At 52.9% G+C, this 18,913-nt stretch carries 19 protein-coding genes; 11 read left to right on the forward strand and 8 right to left on the reverse strand.

The window, feature by feature from the left end; translation table 11 throughout:
* Positions 1–4: 4 nt before the first annotated feature.
* On the reverse strand, positions 5–1,408 hold the full coding sequence (gene dnaA / locus OGX90_RS18080) for a chromosomal replication initiator protein DnaA (protein ID WP_003827078.1): 1,404 nt from the start codon (positions 1,406–1,408) through the stop codon (positions 5–7).
* Between the two features lie 297 nt (positions 1,409–1,705).
* Here dnaA and OGX90_RS23930 point away from each other — a divergent pair, with 297 nt between their 5' ends.
* The 10 genes from OGX90_RS23930 to OGX90_RS18125 all read left to right on the forward strand — a co-directional run bounded on the left by OGX90_RS23930 (position 1,706) and on the right by OGX90_RS18125 (position 9,674).
* Entirely contained in the window at positions 1,706–1,786 is an 81-nt protein-coding gene (locus OGX90_RS23930) for a hypothetical protein (RefSeq protein WP_418221920.1), read from the forward strand.
* Between the two features lie 228 nt (positions 1,787–2,014).
* The gene (rpmH, locus tag OGX90_RS18085; protein ID WP_003023858.1) at positions 2,015–2,155 is read left to right on the forward strand and encodes a 50S ribosomal protein L34; all 141 of its coding nucleotides are present in this window, start codon (positions 2,015–2,017) and stop codon (positions 2,153–2,155) included.
* Between the two features lie 17 nt (positions 2,156–2,172).
* Positions 2,173–2,532, forward strand: a complete 360-nt coding sequence (gene rnpA, locus OGX90_RS18090; protein WP_003844432.1) for a ribonuclease P protein component — start codon at positions 2,173–2,175, stop codon at positions 2,530–2,532.
* Positions 2,496–2,753 carry a membrane protein insertion efficiency factor YidD gene (gene yidD / locus OGX90_RS18095; protein WP_003023846.1) on the forward strand — a complete coding sequence of 86 codons (258 nt, stop codon included), beginning with the start codon at positions 2,496–2,498 and terminating at the stop codon, positions 2,751–2,753. The genes rnpA and yidD overlap by 37 nt, the downstream gene beginning before the upstream one ends.
* Positions 2,754–2,755: 2 nt before the next feature.
* The gene (gene yidC / locus OGX90_RS18100; protein WP_003827058.1) at positions 2,756–4,402 is read left to right on the forward strand and encodes a membrane protein insertase YidC; all 1,647 of its coding nucleotides are present in this window, start codon (positions 2,756–2,758) and stop codon (positions 4,400–4,402) included.
* A gap of 105 nt (positions 4,403–4,507) precedes the next feature.
* Positions 4,508–5,872, forward strand: a complete 1,365-nt coding sequence (gene mnmE / locus OGX90_RS18105) for a tRNA uridine-5-carboxymethylaminomethyl(34) synthesis GTPase MnmE (RefSeq protein WP_032945460.1) — start codon at positions 4,508–4,510, stop codon at positions 5,870–5,872.
* 182 nt (positions 5,873–6,054) lie between these two features.
* Positions 6,055–7,236 carry an MFS transporter gene (locus OGX90_RS18110; protein ID WP_032945462.1) on the forward strand — a complete coding sequence of 394 codons (1,182 nt, stop codon included), beginning with the start codon at positions 6,055–6,057 and terminating at the stop codon, positions 7,234–7,236.
* Positions 7,205–8,164 carry an HTH-type transcriptional regulator YidZ gene (yidZ, locus tag OGX90_RS18115; RefSeq protein WP_003827051.1) on the forward strand — a complete coding sequence of 320 codons (960 nt, stop codon included), beginning with the start codon at positions 7,205–7,207 and terminating at the stop codon, positions 8,162–8,164. The genes OGX90_RS18110 and yidZ overlap by 32 nt, the downstream gene beginning before the upstream one ends.
* A 166-nt stretch (positions 8,165–8,330) precedes the next feature.
* Positions 8,331–9,077 (forward strand): 4'-phosphopantetheinyl transferase family protein, encoded by a 747-nt coding sequence (locus OGX90_RS18120; protein WP_286624432.1) that lies wholly within the window; start codon positions 8,331–8,333, stop codon positions 9,075–9,077.
* 30 nt (positions 9,078–9,107) lie between these two features.
* Positions 9,108–9,674: an NADPH-dependent FMN reductase gene (locus OGX90_RS18125; RefSeq protein WP_003827046.1), complete on the forward strand. Its 567-nt coding sequence runs from the start codon at positions 9,108–9,110 to the stop codon at positions 9,672–9,674.
* Between the two features lie 56 nt (positions 9,675–9,730).
* Here OGX90_RS18125 and adeP read toward each other — a convergent pair whose 3' ends face one another.
* Entirely contained in the window at positions 9,731–11,068 is a 1,338-nt protein-coding gene (gene adeP / locus OGX90_RS18130) for an adenine permease AdeP (RefSeq protein ID WP_003827042.1), read from the reverse strand.
* Positions 11,069–11,235: 167 nt separating this feature from the next.
* Here adeP and yieH point away from each other — a divergent pair, with 167 nt between their 5' ends.
* Positions 11,236–11,901 (forward strand): 6-phosphogluconate phosphatase, encoded by a 666-nt coding sequence (gene yieH, locus OGX90_RS18135; RefSeq protein WP_284878891.1) that lies wholly within the window; start codon positions 11,236–11,238, stop codon positions 11,899–11,901.
* 121 nt (positions 11,902–12,022) lie between these two features.
* On the opposite strand, the gene phoU is transcribed toward yieH, so the two are convergent.
* The 6 genes from phoU to glmS all read right to left on the reverse strand — a co-directional run bounded on the left by phoU (position 12,023) and on the right by glmS (position 18,780).
* Positions 12,023–12,748: a phosphate signaling complex protein PhoU gene (gene phoU, locus OGX90_RS18140; RefSeq protein WP_003023824.1), complete on the reverse strand. Its 726-nt coding sequence runs from the start codon at positions 12,746–12,748 to the stop codon at positions 12,023–12,025.
* Between the two features lie 14 nt (positions 12,749–12,762).
* Entirely contained in the window at positions 12,763–13,536 is a 774-nt protein-coding gene (gene pstB, locus OGX90_RS18145) for a phosphate ABC transporter ATP-binding protein PstB (RefSeq protein ID WP_003023821.1), read from the reverse strand.
* Positions 13,537–13,582: 46 nt separating this feature from the next.
* A complete protein-coding gene (gene pstA, locus OGX90_RS18150; protein WP_003827037.1) occupies positions 13,583–14,473 on the reverse strand; it encodes a phosphate ABC transporter permease PstA in 891 nt (296 codons plus the stop codon).
* Positions 14,473–15,432: a phosphate ABC transporter permease PstC gene (pstC, locus tag OGX90_RS18155; RefSeq protein WP_008786549.1), complete on the reverse strand. Its 960-nt coding sequence runs from the start codon at positions 15,430–15,432 to the stop codon at positions 14,473–14,475. The genes pstA and pstC overlap by 1 nt, the downstream gene beginning before the upstream one ends.
* Positions 15,433–15,575: 143 nt before the next feature.
* Positions 15,576–16,616, reverse strand: a complete 1,041-nt coding sequence (pstS, locus tag OGX90_RS18160; RefSeq protein WP_003827033.1) for a phosphate ABC transporter substrate-binding protein PstS — start codon at positions 16,614–16,616, stop codon at positions 15,576–15,578.
* 334 nt (positions 16,617–16,950) lie between these two features.
* Positions 16,951–18,780: a glutamine--fructose-6-phosphate transaminase (isomerizing) gene (glmS, locus tag OGX90_RS18165; RefSeq protein WP_003827031.1), complete on the reverse strand. Its 1,830-nt coding sequence runs from the start codon at positions 18,778–18,780 to the stop codon at positions 16,951–16,953.
* Between the last annotated feature and the right edge of the window lie 133 nt (positions 18,781–18,913).

Raw genomic sequence — 18,913 nt, forward strand, 5'->3', positions numbered from 1 at the left:
AGCGTCACGAAGATAATGTTCTGATTAAATTGGAGAAATCTTCTTTAATATCATGGCTTTCTTCACGCAACTGCTCAATCTTGCGGCAGGCATGAAGCACGGTAGTATGGTCACGCCCACCAAACGCGTCGCCAATTTCCGGCAGACTGTGGTTAGTGAGCTCTTTTGCCAGCGCCATCGCCATCTGGCGCGGACGAGCTACCGAGCGAGATCGACGCTTAGAAAGCAGATCCGCAATTTTGATTTTGTAATACTCCGCCACCGTCTTCTGGATATTGTCGATGGTGACCAGCTTTTCCTGCAAAGCCAGCAGATCGCGCAGCGCTTCACGCACGAAATCGATAGTAATCGCCCGGCCGGTAAAATTGGCGTTGGCGATCACGCGGTTCAGTGCGCCTTCCAGCTCACGTACGTTAGAGCGTAGACGCTTGGCAATAAAGAACGCGACTTCACCCGGCAGACGAATGTCGTTTTCATCGGCTTTTTTCATCAGGATCGCAACACGCGTTTCCAGTTCAGGCGGTTCGATCGCGACAGTCAGTCCCCAGCCAAAGCGGGATTTCAGACGATCTTCAACGCCGTTGATCTCCTTCGGATAGCGATCCGAGGTCAGGATGATCTGCTGATTGCCTTCCAGCAGGGCGTTAAAGGTGTGGAAAAACTCTTCCTGCGATCGCTCTTTATTCGCGAAGAATTGGATATCGTCAATCAGCAGCGCGTCAACGGAACGGTAGTAGCGTTTAAACTCTTCGATCGCGTTGTTTTGCAGGGCTTTGACCATGTCCTGCACAAAACGCTCGGAGTGCATATACACCACTTTGGCGTTTGGCTTACGCGCCATAATGCCGTTACCGACAGCGTGCAACAGGTGGGTTTTACCCAGACCCGTACCGCCATAAAGGAATAACGGATTGTAGGCGCCGCCAGGATTGTCCGCCACCTGACGTGCCGCCGCGCGCGCCAGTTGGTTAGATTTACCTTCAACGAAGTTATCAAACGTGTGTTTGACGTTGACGTTAGAACGATAGGTAGGTTCTGCCGGAGCCGGGACGTTATCCCAGCCTGGACGCGCCGCCGGAGCAGCACGTTGCGGTTGCACTTGCTGAGCCACGTGGGCGGGCGCAACAACATTGTTGACCGGCGTTTTCAGCGTTTGCGTGACGGGTTTAGTGCCGACTTCAAAGCGCAGCTGTGGGGCATCCGCTCCACAGAAATTATTGAGTAATCCATTAATATTATTAAGGTATTTATCCCTTACCCAATCGAGCACGAAACGGTTTGGCGCATACAAAGCCAGCGTGTTATCGCTCAGTTCCGCCTGCAACGGGCGTATCCACATACTGAACTCTGTGGCTGGTAACTCATCCTGCAATCGGGCAAGACACTGCTGCCAAAGCGAAAGTGACACGGCGGACTCCACTCGAACAAAAGTCGATAAATGACAAAGGCTGAAACATTCATGATTGTTGACGCACATCGACAAGACCCTATGCAAAGGGTGACGTGCGAATTGCTATCTGCAATTTTTACCCGATCAGGATCCATTGAAACGATCAGGACCGCGGATCATAGCGTAAACTGAGAAAGAGATCTTCTGTTTCTCACAGATTCTTCCCGATTTATCCACAGGATGATCCAGAATCGGCTAAGTGTAAACGATCCTGGAGAAGTGCTGCAGGTTTTAGCGCGCATATTGAAAAAATTAATGAGTAAAGATGCTTTACTGCTTAAACGATCTAATAAAGATCCCGTGCGATCCTTGCGCTTTATCCACCAGCCCGTATAATTCTTACCCCCAGCGAGTAACGGTCGCCTTACGGCGTCAACGCTGCCTGTTTTTTACGCGAAACCATGCGGAAAAAAGCGGGAAATAAGGAAAGAGAATTGACTCCGGAGTGTACAATTATTACAATCCGGCCTCTTTAATCACCCACACTGTGGCGTAAGTCGTTCGAAATTCGTTCGGGTATACGCAAAAGTCAGTGAATTTATTCAAGTTTAGGTAGAAATCGCCATGAAACGCACTTTTCAACCGTCTGTACTGAAGCGCAACCGTTCTCACGGCTTCCGTGCTCGTATGGCTAATAAAAATGGTCGTCAGGTTCTGGCACGTCGTCGTGCTAAAGGCCGTTCTCGTCTGACCGTTTCTAAGTAATAAAAGCTAGCCCCTGAGTGGTTAAGCTCGCATTTCCCAGGGAGTTACGTTTGTTAACTCCCACTCATTTCACATTCGTCTTCCAGCAGCCACAACGGGCTGGCACGCCGCAAATCACCATCCTCGGCCGCCTGAATTCGCTGGGGCATCCCCGTATCGGTCTTACAGTCGCCAAGAAAAATGTTAAACGTGCGCATGAACGCAATCGGATTAAACGTCTGACGCGTGAAAGCTTCCGTTTACGTCAGCACGAGCTTCCAGCAATGGATTTCGTGGTGGTGGCGAAAAAAGGGGTTGCTGACCTCGATAACCGTGCTCTCTCGGAAGCGTTGGAAAAATTATGGCGTCGCCATTGTCGCCTGGCTCGCGGGTCCTGATAGCCCTCATTCGGGTCTATCAACGCCTGATCAGTCCGCTGCTTGGGCCGCATTGCCGTTTCACTCCAACCTGTTCGAGCTACGGAATTGAGGCATTGCGCAGGTTTGGAGTGATAAAAGGCAGTTGGTTGACGGTGAAACGCGTATTAAAATGCCACCCTTTACACCCTGGTGGTGACGATCCCGTCCCGCCCGGACCATTTGATACCAGAGAACACTAACGATGGATTCGCAACGCAATCTTTTAGTCATCGCTTTGCTGTTCGTGTCTTTCATGATCTGGCAAGCCTGGGAGCAGGATAAAAACCCGCAACCTCAGGCCCAACAGACCACGCAGACAACGACCACCGCAGCGGGTAGCGCCGCAGACCAGGGCGTACCGGCCAGTGGCCAGGGGAAACTGATTACGGTTAAAACTGACGTGCTTGATCTGACCATCAACACCCGTGGTGGTGATGTGGAACAGGCTTCACTGCCAGCTTACCCGAAAGAACTCGGTTCTACCGAACCGTTCCAGTTACTGGAAACCACGCCACAGTTCATCTACCAGGCACAGAGTGGCCTGACAGGTCGTGACGGCCCGGATAACCCGGCTAACGGCCCACGTCCGCTGTACAACGTCGATAAAGACGCGTTTGTACTGGCTGACGGTCAGAACGAACTGCAGATCCCGATGACCTATACTGACGCAGCGGGTAACACATTCACTAAAACGTTTGTTCTTAAGCGTGGTGAATATGCTGTCAACGTTAACTACAGCGTGCAGAACGCCGGCGAAAAACCGCTGGAAATCTCCACCTTTGGTCAGTTGAAGCAATCCATCAATCTGCCATCTCATCGCGACACCGGTAGCAGCAACTTTGCGCTGCACACCTTCCGTGGCGCGGCGTACTCCACGCCGGATGAGAAGTATGAGAAATACAAATTCGACACCATTGCTGAAAACGAAAACCTGAACGTCAATGCTAAAGATGGCTGGGTCGCAATGCTGCAACAGTATTTCGCAACGGCATGGGTTCCGCGTAACGACGGCACCAACAACTTCTATACCGCTAACCTGGGTAACGGCATTGCCGCTATCGGCTATAAATCACAGCCGGTACTGGTACAGCCTGGCCAGACTGGCGCGATGACCAGCACCCTGTGGGTCGGCCCGGAAATTCAGGATAAAATGGCGGCCGTTGCACCGCACCTGGATCTGACCGTGGATTACGGCTGGTTGTGGTTCATTTCTCAGCCGCTGTTTAAACTGCTGAAGTGGATCCATAGCTTCCTGGGTAACTGGGGCTTCTCCATCATCGTTATCACCTTTATCGTTCGTGGCATCATGTACCCGCTGACCAAAGCGCAGTACACCTCCATGGCGAAGATGCGTATGCTGCAGCCGAAGATTCAGGCTATGCGTGAACGTCTGGGCGATGACAAACAGCGTCAGAGCCAGGAAATGATGGCCCTGTACAAAGCTGAGAAGGTAAACCCGCTGGGCGGCTGCTTCCCGCTGATCATCCAGATGCCAATCTTCCTGGCGTTGTACTACATGCTGATGGGCTCCATTGAACTGCGTCATGCGCCGTTCGCCCTGTGGATCCATGACCTGTCTGCACAGGACCCGTACTACATCCTGCCGATTCTGATGGGCGTGACGATGTTCTTCATTCAGAAGATGTCTCCGACCACCGTAACCGACCCGATGCAGCAGAAGATCATGACCTTCATGCCGGTCATCTTCACCGTGTTCTTCCTGTGGTTCCCGTCAGGTCTGGTGCTGTACTATATCGTCAGCAACCTGGTAACCATTATTCAGCAGCAGCTGATTTACCGTGGTCTGGAGAAACGTGGCCTGCATAGCCGCGAGAAGAAAAACTCCTGATTCGGTGTAGGCCGGATTAGGCGAAGCCGCCATCCGGCAAACGGAACATAAAGTAAAGGGCGGTCATTAGACCGCCTTTTTTATTGCATTAAGAAGAGACAAACCATGAGCCATAACGACACCATCGTCGCTCAGGCCACCCCACCGGGACGTGGTGGCGTGGGTATCCTGCGTATCTCCGGCCTGAAGGCGCGTGAGGTCGCAGAAACCGTACTGGGGAAACTGCCCAAACCGCGTTATGCCGATTATCTGCCGTTTAAAGACGCGGATGGCAGCGCGCTGGATCAGGGGATTGCCTTGTGGTTCCCCGGCCCAAACTCCTTTACCGGCGAAGACGTTTTAGAGCTTCAGGGCCACGGAGGTCCGGTGATTCTTGACCTGCTGCTCAAACGTATTCTGACCATTCCCGGGCTGCGCATTGCCAGACCGGGTGAATTCTCCGAGCGAGCGTTTCTCAATGATAAGCTCGATTTAGCCCAGGCCGAGGCGATTGCCGACCTGATCGATGCCAGCTCAGAGCAAGCCGCTCGCTCGGCGCTGAACTCGTTGCAGGGCGCATTTTCCGCACGGGTAAATCATCTTGTGGAAGCGCTCACTCACCTGCGCATCTATGTTGAAGCTGCGATCGACTTCCCGGATGAAGAAATCGACTTCCTGTCTGACGGCAAGATTGAAGCGCAACTCAACAGCGTTATCAGCGATCTTGATGCCGTGCGTGCGGAAGCGCGTCAGGGCAGCCTGCTGCGCGAAGGGATGAAGGTGGTGATTGCCGGTCGGCCAAACGCCGGGAAATCAAGCCTGCTGAACGCGCTGGCTGGCCGTGAGGCGGCCATTGTCACCGATATCGCCGGGACTACTCGCGACGTGCTGCGTGAGCATATTCACATCGACGGCATGCCGCTACACATCATCGACACCGCCGGTTTGCGCGATGCCAGCGACGAAGTTGAACGCATCGGTATCGAACGTGCCTGGCAGGAAATTGAACAGGCCGACCGTGTACTGTTTATGGTTGATGGCACCACCACCGACGCCGTGGACCCGGCAGATATCTGGCCAGACTTTATTGCCCGTCTGCCAGCCAAACTGCCGATCACCGTGGTGCGTAACAAAGCGGATATTACCGGTGAGACGCTGGGCCTTAGCGAAGTAAATGGCCACTCACTGGTTCGCCTCTCTGCGCGTACCGGTGAAGGCGTTGACGTACTGCGTAATCATCTCAAACAGAGCATGGGCTTTGAAACCAATATGGAAGGCGGCTTCCTGGCGCGTCGTCGTCACCTGCAGGCGCTGGCAGAAGCGGCGGAGCATCTCGAGCAGGGTAAAGCCCAACTGCTCGGAGCATGGGCCGGAGAATTGCTGGCTGAGGAGCTACGCCTGGCGCAGCAGAACCTCAGTGAGATCACTGGAGAATTTACCTCCGACGATCTGCTGGGACGGATTTTCTCCAGCTTCTGTATTGGTAAGTAACGTTGTGTTGCCCGGTGGCGCGATGCTAACCGGGCCTACAGGCCCCGTAGGCCGGATAAGGCATTTACGCCGCCATCCGGCAACAACTATTTCCCATGTGGAAATCACTGTTGTCCAAATGGCAACTCGTGCAGTTGACTCTCTGACCGTATGCTTAGCGCCACATTTCTTATGAGGTCGCTATGACACGCTTTCTAATCTGCAGTTTCGCCCTGGTTCTTCTTTATCCTGCCGGTATTGATATGTATCTGGTGGGGCTGCCCCGTATTGCTGCCGATTTACAGGCCAGCGAGGCGCAACTGCATATCGCGTTTTCGGTTTATCTGGCAGGAATGGCGACGGCGATGCTGTTCGCCGGTAAAATTGCCGACCAGTCAGGTCGCAAACCGGTCGCCATAGTCGGCGCACTCATCTTTATTTTCGCCTCTGCGCTATGTTCTTTCGCCGAAAGCGGTACGCCATTCCTCATAGGTCGTTTTATTCAGGGCGTAGGTGCGGGCTGTTGCTACGTGGTGGCTTTCGCTATCCTGCGCGATACGCTCGACGATCGCCGCCGGGCGAAGGTACTGTCGCTGTTGAACGGAATTACCTGTATTGTGCCGGTGTTGGCTCCAGTGATGGGGCATCTGATCATGCTCAAATACCCGTGGCAGAGCCTGTTCTACACGATGATGGGAATGGGTGTGGCTGTTTGCCTGCTGTCGGTGTTTGTCCTGCGAGAATCGCGCCCAGCAACGCTTATGGCGACGACGGAAAAGAACCACACGACCGAATCACTGGTAAACCGCTTTTTCTTAAGCCGTCTGGCCATTACCACCCTCAGCGTATCGGTGATCCTGACCTTCGTGAACACGTCTCCGGTGCTGCTGATGGAAGTGATGGGCTTCGACCGTGGTGAGTACGCCACCACGATGGCCATGACCGCAGGCATCAGTATGGCGGTCTCTTTCTCTACGCCATTTGCTCTGAGCGTATTTAAGCCTCGCGTTCTGATGCTGACCTCACAGGTGCTGTTTCTGTGTGCCGGCGTGGTGTTAACCCTTGCCACTTCACACGCAGTAACGCTTTTCGGGCTGACGTTAATCTGCGCCGGATTCTCGGTCGGCTTCGGTGTTGCGATGAGCCAGGCGCTTGGGCCGTTCTCGCTGCGCGCGGGCGTCGCCAGCTCGGCATTAGGTATTGCCCAGGTTTGCGGTTCCTCGCTGTGGATTTGGCTGGCGGCGGTTCTTGGCCTTGATGCGCTGAATATGCTGATCGGGATTCTGATTGGCTGTAGCATAGTGAGTATCATGCTGATTATCACTGTTGCACCTAACCGGTCCGCGCCAACTCATGAAGAAATCCCTCAGCAGTCTCGATCTTAATTTATTGCTCTGCCTGCAGCTGTTGATGCAGGAACGCAGCGTCACTAAAACCGCCAAACGGATGAACGTCACACCGTCGGCGGTCAGTAAGTCGCTGTCGAAGCTGCGGACCTGGTTTGATGATCCCTTGTTTGTGAACACCCCGCTGGGGCTATCGCCGACGCCGCTGATGGTCAGCATGGAGCAGAGCCTTGCTGAATGGATGCAGATGGGCAATCAGTTGCTCGATAAGCCGCACCATGAGTCTCCACGCGGGCTGAAGTTTGATCTGGCGGCCGAAACGCCGTTAGTGATGATCATGTTCAATGCGCTCTCCCAGCAGATTTATCAGCGCTATCCCCAGGCGACAATCAAAATACGCAACTGGGACTATGATTCGCTGGATGCCATTATCCGCGGTGAAGTGGATATTGGCTTTACCGGGCGCGAAAGTCATCCGCGTTCGCGCGAACTGCTGAGTTTGTTGCCATTGTCGATCGACCATGAAGTGCTGTTTTCCGATCTCCCCTGCGTCTGGCTACGTGAAGATCATCCCGCACTGCAGGAAGAGTGGAATCTGGACACCTTTCTGCGCTATCCGCACATCAGCATTAGCTGGGAGCAAAGCGATACATGGGCGCTGGATGAAGTCCTGCAAGAAATGGGACGCGCACGCAATATCGCGTTATGTCTGCCCGGTTTTGAGCAATCGCTGTTTATGGCCGCGCAGCCGGATCACGCGCTGATAGCCACCGCACCGGTCTATTGCCAGCGTTATAACCAACTCCACCAGCTTCCACTCGTTGCACGGCCAATGCCATTTGATACGGCGCAACTGGAAAAAATGCGCGTACCGTTCACTCTTCTTTGGCATAAACGCAACAGCCACAATCCTAAGATCGTCTGGCTAAAAGACACGATCAAGGCGCTTTATCGCGATATCTCCTGACGATCCTTCATTTTGGTGTTGCTAAATCGACCATTCTGGCAACAGAAATGTAAATATCGCGTAATGTCTCCCATTTTCGCTTAGTTTTTGGGCAGCAAAGCCTGCCCGGAAGCCGTGTAAATGTTACTCTGGTAATAATCACGGACCATTAATCACGGAGCGACAAATGGCGACACATTTTGCCAGAGGGATTCTTACGGAGGGACACCTGGTTTCAGCTCGCCTCCCTTCTCCATGTCATATCGAAGCAAGAGATCTACCCGCTCATCGCCGGACACGTTTCCTGGCTTCCCGAAGTCTTCTCGCTGAACTGATGTTTATGCTTTACGGCACCAGCACGCTGCCCGAAATTGTTACTCAGGCCAAAGGTAAGCCCGTTTTTCGCGATAAGAACCTGCCGGGTTTTTCGATTTCCTATGCCGGGAATATCGTCGGCGTTGTGCTAACAACTGAAGGAACGTGCGGCCTGGATATGGAACTTCAGCGGGCCACCCGCGGGTTTCACAATCCAAATTCAACGGAAACGTGGCGCTTCTCCAGTAACGAAAACCTGTGGATCAATAACCAAAACGACCCCAACGAAGCACGCGCGCAGCTCATTACATTGCGCCAGAGCGTACTCAAACTCACTGGCGATGTGTGCAATGACGATCCGCGCGAGCTCCAGCTTTTACCCGGCGCAGGGCGCCTGAAATGTGCCCATGTGGCGCAGGTTGAAGCCATTTGCGATGCGGAAGATGTACTGGTGTGGTCAGTTGCGGTTACGCCAACCATTGAAAAACTCAAAGTTTGGGAGTTTGATGGTAAACAGGACTGGAAAATTTTGCCTGATATCCAGACTCGCGCCAATGAGCCAACGGGTCGTCTGATCCGGTTCTCTCAATTATGTGCAGCGAAGAGCCATACGCTTTGATTTAACCTTCATGATGAAACAGGAGTCACCATGTCTGAAACATTGAATGTTGTTACGTTACTGGGAAGTCTGCGCAAAGGTTCGTTTAATGGAATGGTTGCCCGTACGCTGCCCAAGATTGCTCCAGCGGGAATGGAAGTGAACGCGCTGCCGTCGATTGGTGATATCCCTCTGTACGATGCCGACCTCCAACAGGAAGAGGGTTTTCCGGCCAGCGTAGAAGCACTGGCTGAGCAAATCAGAAAGGCTGACGGTGTCGTCATCGTCACTCCTGAATATAACTATTCTGTTCCGGGCGGACTGAAGAACGCCATTGACTGGCTGTCCCGCCTGCCCGATCAGCCATTATCGGGTAAGCCGGTGCTGATCCAGACCAGTTCTATGGGCGCTATTGGCGGCGCGCGCTGCCAGTATCATCTGCGTCAGATCCTGGTATTCCTCGACGCCATGGTAATGAACAAGCCGGAATTTATGGGCGGCGTCATTCAGAACAAAGTAGACCCGCAGACAGGTGAAGTGATCGACCAAAGCACGCTGGACCATCTGACCGGTCAATTGACCGCATTTGGCGACTACATTCAGCGCGTGAAAGCGTAAAAGAAAAAGCCCGGCGATATGCCGGGCTTGTTGATATATGGGCAAATAAACAGCGATTAGTGCGCGTCGATAAACACAATCTTCAGCACAAACAGCAGCGCGACAATGATGACGCACGGGCTGAGATCGCGGAAACGTCCGGTACCAATCTTCATCACGCAGTAAGAAATAAAGCCCAGCGCAATACCTTCGGTAATTGAGAAGCTAAAGGGCATCATCACGGCGGTAATAAACGCCGGAACCGCTTCTGTCAGGTCATCCCACTTCACGCGCGACAGGCTTGATGTCATCAGGACACCAACGTAAATCAGCGCACCAGCGGCTGCATAACCCGGTACCATCCCCGCCAGCGGCGACAGGAAGATAACCAGCAGGAACAGCAGACCAACGACCACGGCGGTCAGACCGGTACGTCCACCGACCGAAACCCCGGAAGAAGATTCGATATACGCAGTAACGGAAGAAGTCCCGATAAACGCCCCGGTAACCGACGACACGCTATCCACATACAGCGCTTGCTTCATGCGCGGGAACTTGCCCTTCGCATCCGCCAGACCGGCTTTATCCGTAACGCCAATCAGCGTACCGGAGGAGTCGAACAGGTTAACCAGCATGAACGAGAAAATCACACCCGCCAGGCCAATGTTAAACGAACCGGCCAGGTCGACATGTCCGATAACGGACATCACGCTCGGTGGCGCAGAAACGATACCGTTGTAATGAACATCGCCCAGCATCCAGCCCAGCAGCGTGGTTACAATGATAGAAATCAGCACCGCCGCGTGAATGTTACGGGACGCCAGAATCGCGATGATAAAGAAGCCCAGGATACCGAGCAGTACGCTGTGGGACGTCAGGTTACCGATAGACACCAGCGTGTCTTTGTTGGCGACGATAACACCGGCGTTTTTCAGCCCCATCATGCCGATGAACAGACCAATACCGCTGGTGATCCCCACACGCAGGCTAACCGGGATATTGGCAATCATCCAGTAACGAACGCGGAAAATCGTCAGCAGCAGCAGACCAACAGCGCCCCAGAAGATAGCGCCCATACCAATCTGCCATGACAGCCCCATCGCGCCAACGACCACGAAAGCGAAGAATGCGTTCAGGCCCATAGCAGGCGCAAGTGCGACCGGCAGGTTGGCAAACAGGCCCATCAGGATGCTACCAAATGCAGCAATAAGGCAGGTGGTAACAAAGACAGCGCTGGTATCCATGCCAGCCACGCCAAGAATTTGCGGGTTAACAAAAACGATATACACCATCGTCAGGAAGGTCGTTAAACCGGCGATCACTTCGGTCCGTGCCGTCGTGCCATGTTCGCGCAGTTTGAACACGCGTTCCAGCATCCCCTGGCCAGAAGCCTGGGTTGTGTGTTGTTGACTCATTATCAATTTCCGAACAAGGAGGGAAAATTCGTCGCTATCCTATACCAAAATGCGACAATAGGGTTGGGTTATGAGCAACTTTTTTCATTGATTTTGCTTATACGGCAACGATTGCGTCGCCCAATAATGCATTACGAAAACGTTAAACTTGTTAAAACGGAAATGACATGTCCCAGATAGAAGCCGTATTTTTTGACTGTGACGGTACCCTTGTCGACAGTGAAGTGATTTGTTCTCGCGCGTATGTCAGCATGTTCCAGGCGTTTGGCATTACGCTCGATCTTGAAGAAATTTTCAAACGCTTCAAGGGGGTAAAGCTGTACGAGATCATCGACATTATCAACGAAGAGCACGGTGTCGAACTGGCAAAAGCCGATTTAGAACCGGTTTACCGCGCTGAGGTCGCACGTCTGTTCGATACGGAACTGGAGGTGATTGCCGGTGCCAATGCGCTACTGGACAGCATAGCCGTACCAATGTGTGTGGTCTCTAACGGTCCGGTCAGCAAAATGCAGCATTCGCTGGGTAAGCTGGGCATGTTGCACCATTTCCCTGATTTACTGTTCAGCGGCTACGATATTCAGCGTTGGAAGCCCGATCCGGCCCTGATGTTCCATGCGGCGAAAGCGATGGATGTTAATGTTGAGAACTGCATTCTGGTTGATGATTCCAGCGCAGGTGCGCAGGCGGGGATTGCCGCCGGGATGGAAGTGTTCTACTTCTGCGCCGATCCGCATAACAAACCGATCGATCATCCAAAAGTGACGACGTTTACCGATCTGGCACAGTTGCCGGAATTGTGGAAAGCGCGGGGTTGGAATATCGTCGAATAAACAGTAGGCCCGATAAGCAAAGCGCCATCAGGCGAATGGCGCAGAATGCCGGATGCGGCGTAACACCTTATCCGGCCTACAATAGCGACGCCGGGGGATCCCGGCGAACGCAACAAACTGCTTATTCCTTCGGATCTTTGCCCGCCAGCAGCTTATCCAGCTCATCCCCGCCCACGTGACGGAAGTCTTGTCCCTTCACGAAGTAGAAGATGTATTCGCAGATATTCTGGCAGCGGTCACCGATACGTTCGATGGAACGTGCGCAGAACAGCGCGGTCAGCACGCTTGGAATGGTACGTGGGTCTTCCATCATATAAGTCATCAGCTGACGCACGATGCCTTCATATTCCTGGTCAACTTTCTTATCTTCGCGATAAATACGCACTGCTTCGTCCAGATCCATACGCGCAAACGCATCCAGCACGTCATGCAGCATTTGTACGGTGTGGCGGCCCAGTGATTCCAGGCTTACCAGCAGCGGCTGGTGCTGTTGCGAGAACTTCTCCAGCGCGGTACGGCAAATTTTGTCCGCCACGTCGCCAATACGTTCCAGCTCAGCGATGGTTTTGATAATCGCCATCACCAGACGCAGGTCGCTCGCTGTCGGTTGACGCTTGGCGATGATACGCACGCAGGCTTCGTCGATCGCCACTTCCATCATGTTGACGTTCTTATCGCCTTCAATGACGCGTTTTGCCAGCTCGCTGTCCTGGTTGTGCATCGCCGTGATTGCATCAGAAAGCTGCTGCTCGACCATGCCGCCCATGGTCATCACCTGGGTACGGATGCTTTCCAGCTCTGCATTGAACTGGCCGGAAATATGTTTATTAAGGTTAAGGTTATCCACAACAAGCTCCTGAATCAGCCGTAACGACCGGTGATGTAATCTTCAGTTTGTTTCTTCGCGGGCTTGGTGAACAGATCGTCCGTGTTGCTGAACTCAATCAACTCGCCCAGGTACATAAATGCCGTGTGATCGGAACAACGCGCAGCCTGCTGCATGTTGTGGGTAACGATAACGACGGTGTAATCCTCTTTCAGCTCAGTGATCAGCTCTTCGATACGCCCGGTAGAAATAGGGTCGAGCGCTGAACATGGCTCATCAAGCAGAAGCACTTCCGGGCGAATGGCGATACCACGCGCAATACACAGACGCTGCTGCTGACCACCCGAGAGAGAGTACCCGCTCTGGTGTAATTTATCTTTGGTTTCGTTCCACAATGCGGCCTTGGTCAATGCCCACTGCACACGCTCGTCCATATCCGCACGCGAGAGTTTCTCAAACAGACGTACGCCAAAAGCAATGTTGTCGTAGATGGACATCGGGAACGGCGTCGGCTTCTGGAATACCATGCCCACTTTGGCACGCAGCAGAGCGATATCCTGGGTATTGGTGAGAATATTGTCGCCATCCAGCAGGATTTCACCTTCCGCACGCTGCTCCGGGTACAGTTCAAACATTTTGTTGAACGTACGCAGCAGCGTTGATTTACCACAGCCTGACGGCCCGATAAACGCCGTTACCTGGTTTTTAGCAATATCCAGGTTGATGTTCTTCAGGGCATGGAATTTGCCATAGTAGAAGTTCAAATCACGAACCTGAATCTTACCTGGGGCAGTATCAACCATACTCATTTCAATCTCTTCCTCATCCGGCGCCGCATCAGCCACGCCGTAAAAATTAACCGTGTTTCTTCTTCGCGAAAATGACGCGCGCCAGAATGTTCAGCAGCAGTACGCACAGGGTAATAATCAGTACCCCGGCCCAGGCCAGTTGCTGCCACTCAGCAAACGGGCTCATCGCAAACTTAAAGATAGTGACCGGCAGGTTGGCGATAGGCTGCATCATGTCGGTGCTCCAGAACTGATTGGAGAGCGACGTAAACAGCAGCGGAGCCGTTTCACCTGCGATACGAGCAATCGCTAGCAGAACGCCTGTAATGATCCCCGAGACAGACGCCTTCAGGGTGATTGCAGAAATCATCTTCCATTTCGGCGTACCCAGTGCATAGGCAGCTTCACGCAGGCTATCCGGCACCAGCTTGAGCATGTTCTCCGTGGTACGAATAACAATGGGCACCTGCAGCAGCGCCAGCGCGATAACGCCCGCCCAGCCAGAGAAGTGTTCCATTTTTGCTACCACAATGGTGTAAACGAACAGACCGACCACGATTGATGGCGCAGACAGCAGAATGTCATTGATAAAGCGGATAACCTCAGCCAGCCAGGACTTACGTCCGTACTCTGCCAGGTAGATACCCGCCATAATGCCAAGCGGTGTACCAAACACGGTCGCCCACAGAATTAACAGTCCGCTACCGGCCAGGGCGTTCGCCAGACCACCACCCGCTGTATTCGGCGGAGGCGTCATTTCGGTGAACAGCGCCAGCGACATACCGTCAATACCACGGGTGATCGTGGACATCAGGATCCAAATGAGCCAGAACAGACCGAACGCCATGGTCGCCATAGAGAGCGTCAGCGCGATGCGGTTCTTCAGACGGCGACGTGCCTGCATTTTACGGCGGGACTCCGCCAGCGCAGTGGTGTTTTGCATTTCAAGCGTAGCCATTAGCGTGCCCCCTCGTTCTTCGCAAGGCGCATGATCATGAACTTAGACGCCGCCAGTACGATGAAGGTGATCACAAACAGAATCAGACCCAGTTCCATCAACGCAGCAACGTGCAGGCCAGATTCCGCTTCGGCAAATTCATTCGCCAGCGCAGAGGTAATACTGTTGCCCGGCATGTACAGCGAGGCACTATCGAGCTGGTAGGTGTTACCAATGATAAAGGTGACCGCCATGGTTTCACCCAGCGCGCGGCCCAGACCCAGCATCACACCGCCGATCACACCATTTTTGGTGAACGGCAGGACGATACGCCAGATAACTTCCCAGGTGGTACAGCCGATGCCGTAGGCTGACTCTTTCATAAGCACCGGCGTTTGTTCGAACACATCACGCATAACCGCAGCAATGTACGGAATGATCATGATAGCGAGGATCACACCAGCCGCCAGAATACCGATACCAAACGCCGGGCCAGCGAACAGTGCACCAACAAACGGAATGTTGGAAAGGATGTTTCCGACCGGCTCCTGGAAGTACGTCGCAAACAGCGGGGCAAAGATAAACAGGCCCCACATGCCGTATACGATACTCGGAATTGCTGCCAGCAGTTCAATAGCGATACCCAGCGGACGACGCAGCCAACCGGGTGCAAGTTCAGTCAGGAACAGCGCAATGCCGAAACTCACCGGAACGGCAATCAGCAATGCAATAAACGAGGTGACCAGCGTACCGTAAATCGGTACCAGCGCGCCGTAGATATCGTTCGGCGCATCCCAGTCTTTGGTCCACAAAAAGGAGAAACCAAATTTCTGTATGCTTGGCCAGGAGGAGATAACCAGAGAGACAATAATGCCACCCAACATCAATAGCACAATCAGCGCAGCCAGTTTTACCAGCGCGCTGAATATCATGTCACCCTTTTTACCCGGTGGGTTAAAAGCAGGCTTGGTTGCAGCCATAAATCACTCTTTAAGTTAAACGCGTTTACGAAATTGCCCTGCCGGATGGCGCTACGCTTATCCGGCCTACAAATTGGGCCTACAGTCGGAACTGTAGGGCGGATAAGCGTAGCGCCATCCGCCAACTCGTTAAAGATATTCTATTAGTACAGCGCTTTACCGCTGCTGTCTTTCACGTTGGTCTTCCATGCAGCACGAATCTGCTCAACCACGCTATCCGGCAGGCTGGCGTAATCCAGGTCATTAGCCTGTTTGCCACCATTTTTGTATGCCCAGTCGAAGAATTTCAGCACTTCAACGCCCTGCTCAGGCTTCTTCTGCTCTTTATGGACCAGGATGAAGGTGGTGGAAGTGATTGGCCACGCATCGTCACCTTTCTGGTTAGTCAGATCCTGAGCGAAGGTTTTGCTCCAGTCAGCGCCTTTAGCGGCGTTGGCAAAGTTTTCTTCGGTCGGGCTTACCGGTTTACCATCAGCAGAGACCAGCTTGGTGTACGCCAGGTTGTTCTGCTTAGCGTAAGCGTACTCAACGTAACCGATAGAACCCGGCAGACGCTGTACGAACGCGGCGATACCGTCGTTACCTTTACCGCCCAGACCGGTCGGCCAGTTTACGGTAGAGCCAGAACCGATTTTAGATTTCCACTCTTCGTTCACTTTCGCCAGGTAGCTAGTGAAGACGAAGGAAGTACCGGAACCATCAGCGCGGCGCACAACAGCGATATTCTGCGAAGGCAGCTTCAGACCCGGGTTCAGTTTGGTGATGGCTTCGTCATCCCACTTCTTAATTTTACCGAGGTAGATGTCGCCCAGCGTTTTACCGTCAAGCACCAGCTCGCCGGATTTCAGTCCAGGGATATTCACCGCCAGCACCACACCGCCGATAACGGTCGGGAACTGGAACAGGCCTTCTTGTGCCAGTTTCTCGTCAGACAGCGGGGCATCAGAAGCGCCGAAATCAACGGTATTGGCCGTAATTTGTTTTACGCCACCGGAGGAGCCGATACCCTGGTAGTTTACTTTGCTACCGGTCTCTTTCTGATAGGTATCTGCCCATTTGGCATACACTGGCGCAGGGAAGGTTGCACCTGCACCTGTCAGGCTCGCTGCTGCAAACGCAGAGAACGCGCTCATGGATAAGGTCGCGGCGACAACAGTTGCGACAGTGGTACGCATAACTTTCATAATGTCTCCTGCACGGTTTTCGTAAATCGTTGTTTGAGTTGCTACTGTGAGCAAAATAGGACAAACAGGTGACAGTTAAATGTACGAAATATGACAGTTTTATGACAATGAAAAATACGGGAAGTTATTTATCTAAAAATTCATTTAAAACAAAATGTTATCTATTACCATGACAATAACATTTCGCTAAAATTTTCTTTTTATGACACTGCAAACAGTAGCTGAAGATGACGGTTTGTCACATAAAACAGGCGGGATAATTGATTAAAAACAGAACAAGTTTAAAAAAATGCCCCGCTTAAAGCAGGGCATTTTCAGTTCAGTTAGGTACGGATTACTCTACGGTAACCGACTTCGCCAGATTACGCGGCTGATCCACGTCGGTGCCTTTAATCAGTGCCACATGATACGCCAGCAACTGCAGCGGAACGGTATAGAAGATCGGTGCAATCACCTCTTCCACATGCGGCATCTCAATGATGTGCATGTTTTCGCTGCTGGTAAAGCCAGCATCCTGGTCAGCAAAGACGTACAGCTGACCGCCACGGGCGCGAACTTCTTCAATGTTGGACTTCAGTTTTTCCAGCAGTTCGTTGTTCGGCGCAACCACGATAACCGGCATATCGGCATCAATCAGCGCCAGCGGACCGTGTTTCAGTTCGCCTGCGGCATAAGCTTCAGCATGAATATAAGAGATCTCTTTCAGCTTCAGCGCACCTTCCAGCGCAATCGGGTACTGATCGCCGCGGCCCAGGAACAGCGCATGGTGTTTATCAGAGAATCCTTCAGCCAGAGCGGCAATGCGTTTGTCCTGAGACAGCATCTGCTCAATACGGCTCGGCAGCGCCTGCAGACCGTGAACGATTTCCTGCTCAATAGCCACATCCAGGCCTTTCAGACGAGACAGTTTCGCCACCAGCATCAGCAGAACGGTCAGCTGAGTGGTAAATGCTTTCGTGGAGGCCACGCCGATTTCGGTACCGGCATTGGTCATCATCGCCAGGTCGGATTCGCGCACCAGAGAAGAGCCCGGTACGTTACAAATAGCCAGCGAACCCAGATAGCCCAACTCTTTGGATAGGCGCAGACCCGCCAGGGTATCTGCCGTTTCACCAGACTGGGAAAGGGTGATCATCAGGCTGTTACGACGCACGGCGGATTTGCGATAGCGGAATTCGGAAGCAATTTCGACATCACAAGGAATGCCAGCCAGCGATTCAAACCAGTAGCGGGACACCATACCGGAGTTGTACGACGTACCGCAGGCGATAATCTGGATATGCTCAACCTGAGACAGCAGCTCGTTGGCATGCGAACCCAGCTCGCTTAAATCCACTTCACCGTGGCTGATACGGCCGGTCAGCGTGTTTTTAATTGCGTTCGGCTGTTCGTAGATCTCTTTCTGCATGTAGTGGCGATAAATACCTTTTTCGCCCGCATCGTATTGCAGATTAGATTCGATATCCTGACGTTTCACTTCCGCGCCAGACTTGTCGAAAATAGAGACCGAACGACGGGTTACTTCCGCGATGTCGCCCTCTTCCAGGAAGATGAAGCGACGGGTTACCGGCAGCAGTGCCAGCTGATCGGAAGCGATAAAGTTCTCACCCATACCCAGACCAATCACCAGCGGGCTGCCAGAACGGGCCGCCAGCAGGGTTTCCGGGTTACGGGTATCCATGATCACCGTGCCGTAGGCACCGCGCAGCTGCGGAATAGTACGCAGCACGGCTTCACGTAACGTACCACCCTGTTCCAGCTCCCAGTGCACCAGGTGAGCAATCACTTCGGTGTCGGTTTCAGAAACAAAGGTGTAGCCACGCGTTTTCAACAGCTCACGCAGTGGTTCATGGTTTTCAATGATGCCGTTATGCACCACAACAATGTGTTCAGAAACATGGGGATGCGCGTTCGCTTCTGAAGGTTCGCCGTGTGTCGCCCAGCGGGTGTGAGCAATACCAGTACCACCATGCAGCGGATGTTCTTCCGCAGCAGCAGTCAGCATCTGCACTTTACCCAGACGACGCAGACGGGTCATGTTGCCTTCAGCATCGACAACGGCCAGACCAGCAGAGTCATAACCACGATATTCCAGACGACGTAAACCTTCGAGAAGGATTTCAGCTACATCACGCTGCGCGATAGCGCCAACAATTCCACACATATTTTTTGATTCCGAATTTAGGCATTAGCCTGTCGTTGTCGGTCAACCTGATACCCGTATTTCGGGCGCCCCGAGCCTTGTAGAGAGTGGGGTTATTTTTATAGGTACTGCTTGTTGAGCGGAGGATTATATT

The sequence above is a fragment of the Citrobacter sp. Cpo012 genome (assembly GCF_030333015.1).
GTDB lineage: Bacteria > Pseudomonadota > Gammaproteobacteria > Enterobacterales > Enterobacteriaceae > Citrobacter > Citrobacter portucalensis.